General features: G+C 69.8%; 13 protein-coding genes and 1 pseudogene. 7 read left to right on the top strand and 7 right to left on the bottom strand.

The genetic code is table 11. The features are described from left to right. Window positions 1-287 precede the first annotated feature (287 nt). Window positions 288-1085 (bottom strand): ABC transporter permease, encoded by a 798-nt coding sequence (locus tag ACFV9W_RS35840; RefSeq protein ID WP_385769638.1) that lies wholly within the window; start codon window positions 1083-1085, stop codon window positions 288-290. Further along, window positions 1085-2059: an ATP-binding cassette domain-containing protein gene (locus ACFV9W_RS35835; protein ID WP_385769648.1), complete on the bottom strand. Its 975-nt coding sequence runs from the start codon at window positions 2057-2059 to the stop codon at window positions 1085-1087. Before ACFV9W_RS35835 ends, ACFV9W_RS35840 begins: the two co-directional genes overlap by 1 nt. A 114-nt stretch (window positions 2060-2173) precedes the next feature. On the opposite strand from ACFV9W_RS35835, the gene ACFV9W_RS35830 reads away from it, so the two are divergent. Both ACFV9W_RS35830 and ACFV9W_RS35825 read left to right on the top strand, forming a co-directional pair. Further along, window positions 2174-2953 carry a TetR/AcrR family transcriptional regulator gene (locus ACFV9W_RS35830; RefSeq protein ID WP_385769636.1) on the top strand — a complete coding sequence of 260 codons (780 nt, stop codon included), beginning with the start codon at window positions 2174-2176 and terminating at the stop codon, window positions 2951-2953. Window positions 2954-2984: 31 nt separating this feature from the next. Continuing rightward, a complete protein-coding gene (locus ACFV9W_RS35825) occupies window positions 2985-3395 on the top strand; it encodes a PPOX class F420-dependent oxidoreductase (protein ID WP_385769634.1) in 411 nt (136 codons plus the stop codon). Window position 3396: 1 nt separating this feature from the next. On the opposite strand, the gene ACFV9W_RS35820 is transcribed toward ACFV9W_RS35825, so the two are convergent. Next, window positions 3397-4395 (bottom strand): WD40 repeat domain-containing protein, encoded by a 999-nt coding sequence (locus ACFV9W_RS35820; protein ID WP_385769632.1) that lies wholly within the window; start codon window positions 4393-4395, stop codon window positions 3397-3399. 68 nt (window positions 4396-4463) lie between these two features. On the opposite strand from ACFV9W_RS35820, the gene ACFV9W_RS35815 reads away from it, so the two are divergent. Then, window positions 4464-5138 (top strand): SGNH/GDSL hydrolase family protein, encoded by a 675-nt coding sequence (locus ACFV9W_RS35815; protein WP_385769646.1) that lies wholly within the window; start codon window positions 4464-4466, stop codon window positions 5136-5138. Window positions 5139-5177: 39 nt separating this feature from the next. Next, window positions 5178-6167 carry an aldo/keto reductase gene (locus ACFV9W_RS35810; RefSeq protein ID WP_385769644.1) on the top strand — a complete coding sequence of 330 codons (990 nt, stop codon included), beginning with the start codon at window positions 5178-5180 and terminating at the stop codon, window positions 6165-6167. Window positions 6168-6437: 270 nt separating this feature from the next. Here ACFV9W_RS35810 and ACFV9W_RS35805 read toward each other — a convergent pair. From ACFV9W_RS35805 to ACFV9W_RS35795, 3 genes and pseudogenes are all read right to left on the bottom strand, one after another. Next, window positions 6438-6497: pseudogene (locus ACFV9W_RS35805) on the bottom strand (hypothetical protein); the annotation flags it as partial. Window positions 6498-6651: 154 nt separating this feature from the next. After that, window positions 6652-7992: an MFS transporter gene (locus ACFV9W_RS35800; protein WP_385769630.1), complete on the bottom strand. Its 1341-nt coding sequence runs from the start codon at window positions 7990-7992 to the stop codon at window positions 6652-6654. A gap of 56 nt (window positions 7993-8048) precedes the next feature. After that, complete coding sequence (locus ACFV9W_RS35795; protein ID WP_385769628.1) at window positions 8049-8486, bottom strand: MarR family winged helix-turn-helix transcriptional regulator; 438 nt, start codon at window positions 8484-8486, stop codon at window positions 8049-8051. Between the two features lie 176 nt (window positions 8487-8662). On the opposite strand from ACFV9W_RS35795, the gene ACFV9W_RS35790 reads away from it, so the two are divergent. Continuing rightward, window positions 8663-8851, top strand: coding sequence for a ribbon-helix-helix protein, CopG family (locus tag ACFV9W_RS35790; RefSeq protein ID WP_266712647.1), 189 nt, complete (start codon window positions 8663-8665; stop codon window positions 8849-8851). Between the two features lie 22 nt (window positions 8852-8873). On the opposite strand, the gene ACFV9W_RS35785 is transcribed toward ACFV9W_RS35790, so the two are convergent. Continuing rightward, window positions 8874-10328, bottom strand: coding sequence for an NCS2 family permease (locus ACFV9W_RS35785; RefSeq protein WP_385769626.1), 1455 nt, complete (start codon window positions 10326-10328; stop codon window positions 8874-8876). A 241-nt stretch (window positions 10329-10569) separates the two neighbouring features. Between ACFV9W_RS35785 and ACFV9W_RS35780 the strand changes: the two genes are divergently transcribed. Both ACFV9W_RS35780 and ACFV9W_RS35775 read left to right on the top strand, forming a co-directional pair. Further along, complete coding sequence (locus ACFV9W_RS35780) at window positions 10570-10854, top strand: DUF2530 domain-containing protein (RefSeq protein WP_385769624.1); 285 nt, start codon at window positions 10570-10572, stop codon at window positions 10852-10854. A 30-nt stretch (window positions 10855-10884) separates the two neighbouring features. Next, a complete protein-coding gene (locus ACFV9W_RS35775) occupies window positions 10885-13350 on the top strand; it encodes an HAD-IC family P-type ATPase (protein ID WP_385769622.1) in 2466 nt (821 codons plus the stop codon). Window positions 13351-13412 lie beyond the last annotated feature (62 nt).

Genomic DNA, 13412 nt, shown 5'->3' with positions numbered 1-13412 from the left:
GGCTGGTTTTTGTTTATACGAGACTGGGCGTCAACGTCTGGGGGCCCCCCCCGGGACCCCGCGCCTCAATCGCCGGCGGGGCTTGAAATACCAAGCCCCGCCGGCGATCGCGCATTTCAGCCTCCGGCGCCACTCAAGCAATCCAGCCCCGGGCGCGGGCTGAGCAACTCAAGCCCCAGCGCGAGTTGAGCAATTCGCCCCCGGGCACGGGTGACCATTTCGAGCCCCTGCGGCGATTGAGCAGCGGGGGCCGGGGCAGAGCCCCGTGGCCGCAACCACGGTGCCGGTCAACGGCCAAGGCGCTGGAACCGCCGGACGGCGAGCGGCAGGAACAGGGCCGTGAGTATCACCGGCCACACGAAGGCCATCAGCAGCGCGTGCTGTTCCACCCAGGAGTCGCCCGCCCCCACGGGGGACCCGAAGAGTTCTCGGGTCGCCGCGACCGTGGACGATATCGGGTTCCACGCGGCGACCGCCCCCAGCCAGTCCGGCATCAGCTGCGGCGCGACGAAGATGCTGGAGATCATCGTCAGCGGGAAGGCGACCGCGAAGAGCCCGCCCGCCGCCTCCGGGTTGGGGACCAGCAGCCCGAGCCACACCCCGAGCCAGATCAGCGCGAACCGCAGCCACAGCAGGAGGGCGAAGGCCGCGAGGCCGCCCAGCACCCCGCCGTCCGGCCGCCAGCCGATCGCCAACGCCGTCAGCATCAGGATCGCCAACTCCGCGCAGGCGACCAGCAGATCGGTCACCCCGCGCCCCGACACCACCGCCGAAGGCGCCATCGGCATCGAGCGGAACCGGTCGATGACCCCCTTCGTCGCGTCGTGCACCACGAGCGTCGCCGTGTTGATGAAGCCGAAGGCCATCGTCATCGCGAACATCCCCGGCATCAGGAAGTCCCGGTAGTCCCCGCCGCCCGGCACCACCATCGCGCTGCCGAACACGTACCCGTACAGCAGCACCGACAGGATCGGGAAGCCCAACTGCCAGGCGATGTTGACCGGTTGCCGCTGGTAGTGCGTGAGACCGCGCCGCACCACGTTCCAGCAGTCGGCCACCGCCCAGTACATCGTCGCCCCGCTCATCACGCGGCCCTCCCCGTCAGCTGCAGGAACACATCGTCGAGGCTCGGCCTGCGCAGCCCGATGTCCTCGACCGCGACGCCCTCGTCCTGGAGCGTGCGCGCCGCGTCCGTGAGCGCCGCGACCCGGTCGGCGACCGGCGCGTGCACCCGCAGCGCCTCCTCGTCGACCACCGGTTCTCCGCCGCTCCGGGCGAGGATCTTCGCGGCGAGCGGCAGCTCGGCCGGCTCCGCCACCACGACCTCGACCCGGTCCCCGCCGACGGACCGCTTGAGGCCCTCCGGGCTGTCGTCGGCGATGGCCCGCCCCTGGTCGATGACGGTGATCCGCGAGGCCAGCTTGTCGGCCTCCTCCAGGTACTGCGTGGTGAGCAGCACCGTCGTGCCCGCCGCCACCAGCTCCCGGACGCTGTCCCAGACCTCGCCCCGGCCCCGCGGATCGAGCCCCGTCGTCGGTTCGTCCAGGAACAGCACGTCCGGCGTGAGGATCATGGACGCCGCGAGGTCGAGGCGGCGCCGCATGCCGCCGCTGTAGCCGCCCACCCCCTTGCCGCCCGCGTCCGCGAGCCCGAACTGGTCGAGCAGTTCGGTCGCCCGCGCCCTCGCCCGGCGCCCGCCGAGATGGAAGAGCCGGCCGAACATCTCCAGGTTCTGCCGGCCCGTGAGCACCTCGTCCACCGCCGCGTACTGACCCGTGAGCCCGATGCGGCGGCGCACCTCGCGCGGCCGGGCCGTCACGTCCACACCGCCGACCTCGGCCCGCCCCTCGTCGAACCTCAGCAACGTGGCGAGCACGCGCACCGCGGTCGTCTTGCCCGCCCCGTTCGGCCCCAGCAGACCGTGCACCGTGCCGCGCCGGACCGTCAGATCGAACCCGTCCAGCGCGCGCTTGTCCCCGTACCGCTTCACGAGCCCCTCGGCCCGCACCGCGTGATCGCGATCCCCGTCGGCCACGACTCCTCCTCCACCCGTCGTCATCGAAACGGTCATCGGAACCGTCATCGGAACACCCCCCCGAGCAAACTGAGTACACCGTACCCAAATCAGAGTACACCGTACTCAGTTTTTCGCCAGAGGTTTACGCTGAACCCCATGACCAGCGGCACCCAGGGCACGAACAGCAGCGCCGAGACCTCCGGCAGCGGCGACATCCGGCGCAGCATGGAGCTGCTGTGGGGCACGGGGGGCCGGCCGAGCCGGGGGCCGAAGCCGGCGCTCTCGCTCGACCGGATCGTCGAGGTCGCCGTCGAGGTCGCGGACGCCGAGGGGATCGGCGCCGTGTCGATGCGCCGGCTCGCCACCGACCTGGGCACCGGCACCATGTCGCTGTACCGGTACGTGCCGGGCAAGGCCGAGCTGCTCGACCTGATGCTGGACCGGGTGCAGACCCCGTACGAGGACCCGGCCGCGCTCGGCGACGGGACGTGGCGGGACGCCGTCGCCACGATGGCCCGTGAGACCCTCGCGCTCTACCAGCGCCACCCCTGGCTGCTCCAGGTCAACCAGGCCCGCCCCGTGATCGGCCCCGGCGCGCTGGCCTCGATGGAGAAGATGATGGCCCGCATCAAGCCGATGGGCCTCACGGACCCGGAGCTGCTCTCCGTCCTGGTCATGGTCGACGGGTACGTGTCCGGGGTCGCGCGCACCCGCGTCTACGAGCAGGAGGCGGAGACGACGTCGGGCATGACGGACGCCGCGTTCTGGGCGGCGCAGCAGCCCTCCCTGGAGGCCGCCATGGCCAGCGGCGCGTATCCGGTGATGGCGTCGCTCTCCGAGGACACGTTCGGCCCCGGCTTCGACCACTTCGAGTTCGGGCTTCAGCGGATCCTGGACGGGCTCGACGTTCTCGTCGCGGCGCGCGCCAAGAGGTGACAGAAGGCCCCGTCGGTGCATCCATGGACGTATGACGACAGACAAGCCCGATCCGAGCCCCGCGCTCGCCCCGTTCGTCAAGCAGTACGCCGTCCTGCTCACCAGTCACAAGAAGGACGGCACCGGCGTCGGCACTCCTGTGAACATCGCGGTCGAGGGCGACCACGCGTACATCCGGACCTACGGCAAGGCCTGGAAGGTCAAGCGGATGCGCAACAACCCGGAGGTGGAGATCGCGCCGTCCACCGTGCGCGGCGCGCCGACCGGTCCCCCGTTCAAGGGGCGGGTCCGGCTGCTCGACCAGGGCAGCGACGAGGCCCGGCACGCGGCCTCGCTGATCCGCCGCAAGTACCCGTTCCTGCACGGCGTCGCGGTGCCGCTCACCCATAAGGTGCGGCGGGACCGGACGCTGCACTACGAAGTGCGCGTGCTGGGCGAGTAGGTCAACGGTTCTTCGGGCGGCGCAGCAGCCTGCCGATCCCGAACAGCAGGATGACGACGACGGCGGCACCGACCGCCCCTGCCTTCCCGGTGAAGCCGCTCCCGCCGTCGTCACCGCCCGAACCGCCTTGGTCCGTGGCCGAGTTGGAGCCGTCACCGGAGCCGCCCGCGCCCTCGACCTCCACGGGCTCCACCTCGCTGCCCTGCCCCTCGCTCCCGTACAGCAGGGTCTTCCCGTCGGGCGTGTACGTCACGGACTCGCCCTGCGGCTGCATCGGCACGCTCAGCCGGCCCTGCCGCTCGGGCTTCCCGTCCTTCCACTTGTACGCGATGCCGCCGAAGTAGCCGCGTACGGCGAGCTGTTTGCCGTCGGGGGAGAACGCGGCGTCCGTCGCCCACAGGTCGATCTCGGCGATACGGCTGAAGGTGTTGGTGGCGGAGGGGTTCAGCGTGTCCGGGCCCTCGTACAGGCCGCCGCCGTCGTCGCCCTTCTCGACGATGTAGACGCGGCCGGTCCTCGGATGGACCATCATCGCCTCGGCGTTGCGCGGGCCGTCGGCGTACTTCACGTCGTACTGGGTGGCCCGCACCGTCTGGTCGGCGAGCTTCTTCGGCTCGGGCAGCTTGTAGATCCACACGTGGTCCCACTTGCCGCCGAGGTTGTCGCCGATGTCGCCGACGTAGATGTTCCCGTCGGAGCCGACCGAGATCGCCTCGACGTCGCGCGGGGAACCGACGCCGGACATCGTGATCGTGGCGAGCGTCTTCCCGGTCCGGCCGTCGACGGCGAACAAGTAGGCGCCGTCGTCGCTGTCGTTGTGCGTCCAGTAGACGCCGGGGTGGGCCCGCGAGGCGGCCAGGCCGCTGGACTCCGTGATCCGCGGGTCCTTGATCGTGAACCCGTCGGAGCCCACGGAACGGGAGTCGGCGACCGCGGGACCGGAGGCCGCGCCGAGAAGGAGGACTGCGGCGACCCCGGCCGCCCCCAGATACGCACGCATGCCCCCAGCTTGCCAGGCGTGTTGGGGCTCACACGCACGTACCCGGCGTGATCGACGATGATGAGCGGATGCTCAGGTTCATGCCGGTCGGCGACTCGATGACCATTGGGAGCGCCGGGGAGCACACCTGGCGCCTGCGTTTCTGGCAGCATCTGCGCGCCCACTCGACCCCGCACACCCTGGTCGGCCCCCGCACCGCCCTGCACGGCGACAGCCACGCGTACGCGGACCCGGACTTCCCGCAGCACCACCTCGCCGGCTGGGGCGAGGGCTGGCAGCACATGGCGCCCACGATCGCCGACGCGGTGACCACCGCCCGCGCCGACGTCCTCCTCGTCTCGCTCGGCCTGATAGACCTCGGCTTCTACACCGACGCCGAGCAGACGGCGGCGAACACCCGCCGCTTCGTCGCCGAGGCCCGCCGCGCGAACCCGGCCGTCCGCATGGTCCTGCTCCCCGTGATCCCCAACGTCCGGGCGGAGACGGACGCCCCGTTCGCCGCCGAGGTCGCCCACTTCAACACCCTCCTGGCGAAGACGGTCGCGGACCTCGACGAGCCCCGCTCGCCCCTCCTGTTGGCCTCCGTCCCGGACTCGTACGACATCCACCACGACACGTACGACGGCACCCACCCCAACGCCTCCGGCGAGCACAAACTGGCCTCCGCCTTCGCGGACGCGCTGCATCAGGCGTGGGGGATCGGGGGGCCTTACAAAGCGACTGCCCCGCGCACGCTTGCCTAGAGCGCACTCCACGTCCTTGGCTATGGAGCCATGGCAGACATGAAGTACACACAGCTCGGACGCACGGGTCTTAAGGTCAGCCGGCTCGTCCTCGGCACCATGAACTTCGGGCCGCAGACCGACGAGGCCGCCAGTCACGCCATCATGGACGCGGCGCAGACCAGCGGCATCAACTATTTCGACACCGCGAACGTCTACGGGTGGGGCGAGAACAAGGGCCGTACCGAGGAGATCATCGGCACCTGGTTCGCCAAGGGCGGCGGCCGGCGCGACAAGACGGTCCTTGCAACCAAGGTGTTCGGGAACATGGGCGGCGACGGGCCGGTCTGGCCGAACCACGACCACCTCAGCGCGGTGAACATCCGCCGCGCCGTCGACGCCTCACTCAAGCGGCTTCAGACCGACTACATCGACGTCTACCAGTTCCACCACATCGACCGGTCGACGCCGTTCGAGGAGATCTGGCAGGCCATCGACGTACTGATCCAGCAGGGCAAGATCCTCTACGCGGGGTCCTCGAACTTCCCCGGCTACAAGATCGCCCAGGCCAACGAACTGGCCAGGGCGCACGGCCGCGTCGGCCTCGTCAGCGAGCAGTGCCTCTACAACCTCGCCGAGCGCCGCGCCGAGATGGAGGTCATCCCGGCCGCGCAGGACTACGGCCTCGGCGTCATCCCGTGGTCCCCGCTGCACGGCGGGCTGCTCGGCGGCGTGCTCAAGAAGGAGAACGAGGGCAAGCGCAGGGCCGAGGGCCGCTCCGCCTCCGCGCTGGAGAACACGAAGGTGCGTGAGCAGGTCCAGCGGTACGAGGACCTGCTGGACAAGCACGGCATCGAGCCCGGCGAGGCGGCGCTGGCCTGGCTGCTCACCCGGCCCGGCGTCACCGGCCCGATCGTCGGCCCGCGCACGCAGGAGCAGCTGGACTCGGCGCTGCGCGCGGTCGAGCTCGAGCTGAGCGAGGAGGTGCTGTCCGGCCTGGACGAGATCTTCCCGGGTCCGGGTCCTTCGCCGGAGGCCTTCGCCTGGTGATCGGCCGGTAATCGGCCACGCCGGTGCGCGGCGGCCTTCGGTCGACTACTGGCCGACGGCCGCCGCGACAGCCACGACGAAGAACATCAGCACGAGCACACCGGCCATGATCCGGTTACGGGTCTTCGGGTCCACGTCAACGAGACTAACGCGTGCCCGTGAACTCCCATCCGGCGACCTTCTCGTAGCGCGGCCGCTCCCCCGGCCCCCCGACCTCGGCAGCAGGCTGCGTACGAGCGTCAGCTCGGCCACGGTCCAGGGTGTGCCCGCGAAGGCGTCGAGCGCCGACACGTACGCGCCGAGGTCCCGGGGCTCGCGGCTGCGCGCCAGCGTCAGATGCGGGCGGTAGCGCCGGTGCTCCCCCGGCAGGCCTCACCGGATCGGTGTCGTGCGGCTTGGGCCCATCAAGCCCCGCCGGCGACGCCGCAGGGGCTTGATCGGCTCACCCGCCCCAGGGGCTCAACGAATCACACGCCACCGGGGCTTACGCCGCCGCCGCCAGCTCACGCGGCACGAACTGCACATGCCGCTCGCCCCGCCGCAGGTCCACCTTGAGGCGAAGGTTCGCCGCGCGGGCCAGCATCAGCCCGACGCCGACCGCGGCCACCGCACAGATCACCCCGGCCAGGGCAAAGCTGACCCGCACCCCGTACTCGTCCGCGAGCCAGCCGAAGAGCGGTCCGCCCAGCGGCGTACCGCCGGTGAACACCATCATGAACAGGGACATCACGCGGCCCCGCATCTCCGGGTCCGTACCCATCTGGACCGTGGAGTTCGCGGTCACGTTCACCGTCAGGCCGAGGATGCCGAGCAGCACGATGAGCGGGGCGAACGCCCAGACGCCCGGCGCCCACGCGGCCAGGACCTCCAGGACACCGAAGCCGATCGCCGCACCGACCAGGACCCTGAGGCGGGTCGAGCGGCGCCGCGCCGCGAGCAGCGCGCCGGCCAGCGAGCCGAGCGCCATGAGCGTGTTGAACAGGCCGTACTGGCCGACGCCGCCGTGGAACACGTCGTCCGCGTACGCGCTGAGCCAGATCGGGAAGTTGAAGCCGAAGGTGCCGACGAAGCCGACGAGGACGATCGGCCAGATCAGCTCCGGGTGCCGGGAGACGTAGCGCAGGCCTTCCTTCAGCTGGCCCTTGCCGCGCGGGGCGCGCTTGGTCTCGTGCAGCTCGTGCGTGCGCATGAGCATGAGGCCGGTGAGCGGGGCGAGGAAGGACAGGCCGTTGGCGAGGAACGCCCAGCCGGGGCCGACCGCGGCGGTCAGCGCGGAGGCGACGGCCGGGCCGATGAGGCGGGCGGACTGGAAGTTCGCGGAGTTCAGGGAGACGGCGTTGCGAACCTGGTCGGGGCCCACCATCTCGGACACGAACGACTGCCTGGTCGGGTTGTCGACGACCGTGACGAGACCCGTGAAGAAGGCCGCGACGTAGACGTGCCACACCTCGACGTTGCCCGTGAGGGTCAGCGCCGCGAGGAAGAGGCCGGACAGGCTCATCGCGCCCTGCGTGCAGAACAGCAGGTTCCGCTTGGCGAAGCGGTCGGCGATCACGCCGCCGTACAGGCCGAACAGCAGCATCGGCAGGAACTGCATCGCCGTGGTGATGCCGACGGCCGCGGAGGATCCCGTGAGGGAGAGCACCAGCCAGTCCTGGGTGATGCGGGCCATCCAGGTGCCGGTGTTGGAGACGACGGCCCCGGTCGCGAACAGCCGGTAGTTGCGTACCTTCAGGCTGGCGAACATCGAGGGCTTGCGTGGGCGGGCGGTGGTGTCGTGGGCGGCTGGTGCGGGGGCGGAGTCTGCTCCGGATCCCGTACTCAAAGTGGGTTCGCCTCCTCGGCGGTCGTCCTGCGCGGTGGGTCCCCGGGAAGGGGGGGTCAGAGGTGGGCGAGCTTCTCCAGGACGGGTGCGGCCGCGCGGAGCTTGGCCCACTCGTCCTCGTCGAGCCCCTCGGTGAGGCCCGCAAGCCAGGCGTTCCGCTTGCGGCGGCTCTCCGCGAGCATGGTCTCGGCCTGCTCGGTGGAGGTGACGACCTTCTGCCGGCGGTCCTCCGGGTGGGGCTCAAGACGGACCAGTCCCTTGGCCTCCAGGAGCGCGACGATTCTGGTCATCGACGGCGGCTGCACATGCTCCTTCCGGGCCAGCTCACCCGGTGTCGCGGAGCCGCATCCGGCCAGGGTGCCGAGCACCGACATCTCGGTGGGGCTCAGCGATTCGTCGACCCGCTGGTGCTTGAGCCGACGCGACAGGCGCATCACTGCGGAACGCAGGGAGTTCACGGCGGCTGCGTCGTCGCCATGGGAGAGGTCTGGCATGTTCGTTAGCGTAACTCATTACTGTGTCTAACGACTACCCGGCGCACGGCACGCGTTCGTGATCCCCACCACCTCTTCACCTGTGGCGGGAGTGCAGAAAAGTTTCATCACCCATACGAGTGAGGCGAACGCGGAAAGTGACGCAACGGGTCGCGGAGCCCGGCGACCCTGTCCGTATGGGATCGACAGTGCTCAGTCTGCGGATCGACGGTGAGCTGCTCGACCGGCTCAAAGTGCATGCCGCGAAAAGAGGAATGAGCGTCCAGGACTATGTGGTCCGGACGCTCATTCGGGACGACTTCGACGAACGCTTCAAGACCGCCGTCGAGGAGACGGAGCGGTTCTACGGAGACGTGACGACGTAAGGCGCTACTGCGTGACGCGCGACTACGTGAGGCCGAGTGCCGGCATCAGGTAGTAGAAGACGAACACCGCGGAGACGGCGTACATCGCGGCCGGCACCTCCTTGGCGCGGCCCGCGACCACGCGCAGCACCGTGAAGCTGATGAAGCCCATGCCGATGCCGTTCGTGATCGAGTACGTGAACGGCATCATCAGCATCGTGATGAACGCGGGAATGGCGATCGTCCAGTCGTTCCAGTCGATCTCACGGATTCCGCCGGCCAGGATCAGGAAGCCGACCGCGACCAGCGCGGGCGTCGCCGCCTGGGACGGGACCATCGTGACGACCGGCGTGAGGAACAGCGCGACCGCGAAGAGCGCGCCGGTGACGACGTTGGCGAGGCCCGTACGGGCACCCTCGCCGACGCCGGCCGTGGACTCCACGAAGCAGGTGGTGGCCGAGGAGGACGAGGCGCCACCGGCGGCGACGGCGATGCCGTCGATGAACAGCACCTTGTTCATGCCGGGCATCTGACCGTTCTCGTCGGTCAGCTTGGCCTCGTCGCTGATGCCCATGATCGTGCCCATGGCGTCGAAGAAGCACGACAGCAGCACGGTGAAGACGAACAGGATGCCGGTCAGGACGCCGACCTTCTCGAAGCCGCCGAACAGGCTGACCTGTCCGACGAGCGAGAAGTCCGGGCTGGCGACCGGGTTGCCGGGCCAGGACGGCACGGTCAGGCCCCACGAGGCCGGGTCGATGTCCGCGACGGCGTTGATGATCAGCGCGACGACCGTCATGACGACGATCGCGAGCAGGATCGCGCCGGGCACCTTGCGCACGAGCAGCGCCAGGGTCAGCAGCACACCGAGCACGAAGACCAGGACCGGCCAGCCCATCAGGTGACCGCCGGTGCCGAGCTGCAGCGGCACGGTGGTCTGCGCGGCGTCCGGCATGCGCGTCACGAAGCCGGAGTCGACGAGGCCGATCAGCAGGATGAAGAGGCCGATGCCGATCGCGATGCCCTTGCGCAGGCCGTACGGCACCGCGTTCATGACCCGCTCGCGCAGACCGGTGGCGACGAGCAGCATCACGACGAAGCCCGCGAGGACGACCATGCCCATCGCGTCCGGCCAGGACATCCGGGGCGCGAGCTGCAGGGCGACGACGGTGTTCACGCCGAGGCCCGCGGCGAGCGCGATCGGCACGTTGCCGATGACGCCCATGAGCAGCGTGGTGAACGCGGCGGTCAGCGCGGTCGCGGTCACGAGCTGGCCGTTGTCCAGCTGGTGCCCGTACATGTCCTTCGCGCCGCCGAGGATGATCGGGTTCAGCACGATGATGTAGGCCATCGCGAAGAACGTGGCGAGTCCGCCACGGATCTCACGCGGGATGGTCGAGCCGCGTTCGGTGATCTTGAAGTAGCGGTCGAAGCCGTTCTTCGGGGCCGGCGGCGGCGAGTCGTTGACATCGACCGGGGTGGTGGCCGAAGTGGACATGGATGACCTCAGCGGTATTCAGCAGTGAAATGCGGGCGGGGGGTTCGTGATCGAGTCTGGTCGTCGTGTGGTCTCCGGCGGGTTTCCCCGATGTTCCGCTGGTGTTTCATACGAACATAAGTAGCCAGACTCAGGCTGTTTCAGTATGAACATATGAGGCCGAATTTGCTATCTCCGCGCGTAGACCCTTGCGGCGAGGGGCTTGTACCGGGTTGTCGTCGGGTCCTCGTAAGCTGTGCGCATGGCGAAGTGGATCCCGAAGCACGAGGCACCCGAACCCCTTGAGGGGCCCGTGGTCGCCACCATCGTCGGTGGCACGATCCTCTGGTTCGTCCTCTTCCTCGTGCAGCTGCCGTTCTACGGCTGGTTCGAGGACCGCGGAATCACCTGGTGGGTGTGGTGCTGCCTGGCCGGCGCCGGGCTCGGCCTGATCGGGATCTGGTACGTGCGGGGGCGCGACGCCGCGCTCAAGCGGGCCGCGGCCGCCGCCGTCACGGACCGTGAGGTTTCCACACCCGAGGGGTAAACCCCCGAAATCGCCCGTACCGTCGTTTTCATGACGCACATCGACGCGGGAACGGAACTCGGTCCGGGCGATCCGGGCGATCCCGTCGCCCCGGCACCGATGCCGTCCCGGGCGACCGGCCTCACCCGGGCAGAAGTCGCCGAGCGTGTCGCACGCGGCGAGGTGAACGACGTACCCGTGCGCAGCTCGCGGTCCGTGACGGAGATCGTGCGCGCCAACGTCTTCACCCGGTTCAACGCGATCATCGGCGTGCTCTGGGTGATCATGCTCTGCGTCGCGCCGATCCAGGACAGCCTCTTCGGGTTCGTGATCCTGGCCAACACCGGCATCGGCATCATCCAGGAGTGGCGGGCGAAGCAGACCCTGGACTCGCTCGCCGTGATCGGCGAGGCCCGGCCCACGGTGCGGCGCGACGGGAACGCCGTCGCCGTCCCCACCTCCGAGATCGTGCTCGGCGACCTCATCGAGATCGGGCCCGGCGACAAGATCGTCGTGGACGGCACATGCGCCGAGGCGGACGGCCTGGAGGTCGACGAGTCGCTGCTGACCGGCGAGGCCGACCCCGTCCTCAAACAGCCCGGCGACGCGGTCATGTCGGGCTCCTTCGTGGTCGCGGGCGGCGGCGCTTTCACCGCGACGAAGGTCGGCCGCGAGGCGTACGCGGCGCAGCTGGCCGAGGAGGCGAGCCGGTTCACGCTCGTCCACTCCGAGCTGCGCTCCGGCATCTCCACGATCCTCAAGTACGTGCAGTGGATGATGATCCCGACCGCGCTCGGCCTGATCATCAGCCAGCTCGTGGTCAAGGACAACGACCTCAAGGACTCCATCGCGCGCACCGTCGGCGGCATCGTGCCGATGGTCCCCGAGGGCCTGGTCCTGCTGACGTCGGTGGCGTTCGCGATCGGGGTGATCCGGCTCGGCCGCCAGCAGTGCCTCGTGCAGGAACTGCCCGCGATCGAGGGCCTGGCCCGCGTCGACACGGTCTGCCTCGACAAGACGGGCACGCTCACCGAGGGCGGCATGGACGTCCACGAGCTGCGGCTCCTCGGCGACAGCGACGGTGACGGCGACGGCGACGGCGACGGCGACGGCAGCAGTAGCGGCAGCCGTGACGAGGCATACGTACGGAAAGTGCTCGGCGCGCTGGGGGAATCCGACCCCCGGCCCAACGCCTCCCTCCAGGCGATCATCGACGCCTACCCGGACAGCGAGGACTGGCGCTGCACCGAGGCCCTGCCGTTCTCCTCCGCGCGCAAGTACAGCGGCGCCGCCTTCAGCGAGGGCAACGGCACGGACAGCGCCTGGCTGCTCGGCGCGCCCGACGTGCTGCTGCCCGCGGACGACCCGGCGCTCGCGGAGACCGAGGAGCTCAACCTGCGGGGCCTTCGCGTACTGCTGCTCGCCCGCGCGCCCGAGGGCCTCGAAGGCGCGGGCGTCGTGGAGAGCGCCGAACCGACCGCCCTCGTCGTCCTCGAACAACGCCTGCGCCCCGACGCCGGGGACACGCTGCGCTACTTCGCCGAGCAGGACGTACGGGCCAAGGTCATCTCCGGTGACAACGCGGTGTCGGTGGGGGCCGTCGCCGCCAAACTGGGCCTCGAAGGGCAGACCGTCGACGCCCGGAAGCTGCCCAAGGACCCCGAGGAGCTGGCCGACGCGCTCGACGACGGCACGGTGTTCGGCCGGGTGACGCCGCAGCAGAAGCGGGACATGGTGGGCGCGCTCCAGTCGCACGGGCACACGGTCGCGATGACCGGCGACGGCGTCAACGACGTGCTGGCGCTCAAGGACGCCGACATCGGGGTGTCCATGGGCTCGGGCTCCGAGGCCACCCGCGCGGTCGCCCAGATCGTGCTGCTCAACAACTCGTTCGCGACGCTGCCCTCAGTGGTCGCGGAGGGCCGCCGGGTCATCGGCAACATCACGCGCGTGGCCACCCTCTTCCTCGTGAAGACGGTCTACTCGGTGATCCTCGCGCTGCTCGTGGTCTGCTTCCAGGTGGAATACCCGTTCCTGCCGCGGCACTTGACGCTCCTGTCGACCCTGACGATCGGCGTCCCCGCGTTCTTCCTCGCCCTCGCGCCGAACAAGGAGCGGGCGCGGCCGAACTTCGTACGAAGGGTGATGCGGTACGCGATTCCGGGCGGGGCCGTCGCCGGGATCGCCACGTTCGTGATGTACCTGATCGCCCGGCACTACTACGCGGGTTCGGGCGCGCTCGCCGCCGAGACCAGTTCGGCGACGCTGACGCTCTTCCTCATCTCGATGTGGGTGCTGGCGATCGTCGCCCGGCCCTACACGTGGTGGCGGGTGGGGCTCGTGGCGGCGATGGCGTTCGGCTTCCTGCTGGTTCTCGTCGTGCCGTGGCTTCAGGACTTCTTCGCGTTGAAGCTGGTGGGGTCCGTGATGCCGTGGACTGCCGTCGGGGTGGCGGCATTGGCGGCGGGGCTGCTGGAGTTCTTGTGGCGATGGGTGGGACGTAGGTTTCCGGCGTGAGTGTGTTGCGGCCTCGGGGCTCTGCCCCGGGGCCGCAACGCCGGGGGCCGGTGTGGAGTCGA

The sequence above is a fragment of the Streptomyces sp. NPDC059897 genome (assembly GCF_042730865.1).
Classification (GTDB): domain Bacteria; phylum Actinomycetota; class Actinomycetes; order Streptomycetales; family Streptomycetaceae; genus Streptomyces.
This window is presented reverse-complemented; position numbering and strand designations above follow the sequence as displayed.

What these genes read in the sequence shown, in the direction of transcription:
- ACFV9W_RS35840 (WP_385769638.1), bottom strand. Translation starts at nt 1,085, where the DNA reads ATGAGCGGGGCGACGATGTACTGGGCGGTGGCCGACTGCTGGAACGTG.
- ACFV9W_RS35835 (WP_385769648.1), bottom strand. Translation starts at nt 2,059, where the DNA reads ATGACGACGGGTGGAGGAGGAGTCGTGGCCGACGGGGATCGCGATCAC.
- ACFV9W_RS35830 (WP_385769636.1), top strand. Translation starts at nt 2,174, where the DNA reads ATGACCAGCGGCACCCAGGGCACGAACAGCAGCGCCGAGACCTCCGGC.
- ACFV9W_RS35825 (WP_385769634.1), top strand. Translation starts at nt 2,985, where the DNA reads ATGACGACAGACAAGCCCGATCCGAGCCCCGCGCTCGCCCCGTTCGTC.
- ACFV9W_RS35820 (WP_385769632.1), bottom strand. Translation starts at nt 4,395, where the DNA reads ATGCGTGCGTATCTGGGGGCGGCCGGGGTCGCCGCAGTCCTCCTTCTC.
- ACFV9W_RS35815 (WP_385769646.1), top strand. Translation starts at nt 4,464, where the DNA reads ATGCTCAGGTTCATGCCGGTCGGCGACTCGATGACCATTGGGAGCGCC.
- ACFV9W_RS35810 (WP_385769644.1), top strand. Translation starts at nt 5,178, where the DNA reads ATGAAGTACACACAGCTCGGACGCACGGGTCTTAAGGTCAGCCGGCTC.
- ACFV9W_RS35795 (WP_385769628.1), bottom strand. Translation starts at nt 8,486, where the DNA reads ATGCCAGACCTCTCCCATGGCGACGACGCAGCCGCCGTGAACTCCCTG.
- ACFV9W_RS35790 (WP_266712647.1), top strand. Translation starts at nt 8,663, where the DNA reads ATGGGATCGACAGTGCTCAGTCTGCGGATCGACGGTGAGCTGCTCGAC.
- ACFV9W_RS35785 (WP_385769626.1), bottom strand. Translation starts at nt 10,328, where the DNA reads ATGTCCACTTCGGCCACCACCCCGGTCGATGTCAACGACTCGCCGCCG.
- ACFV9W_RS35780 (WP_385769624.1), top strand. Translation starts at nt 10,570, where the DNA reads ATGGCGAAGTGGATCCCGAAGCACGAGGCACCCGAACCCCTTGAGGGG.
- ACFV9W_RS35775 (WP_385769622.1), top strand. Translation starts at nt 10,885, where the DNA reads ATGACGCACATCGACGCGGGAACGGAACTCGGTCCGGGCGATCCGGGC.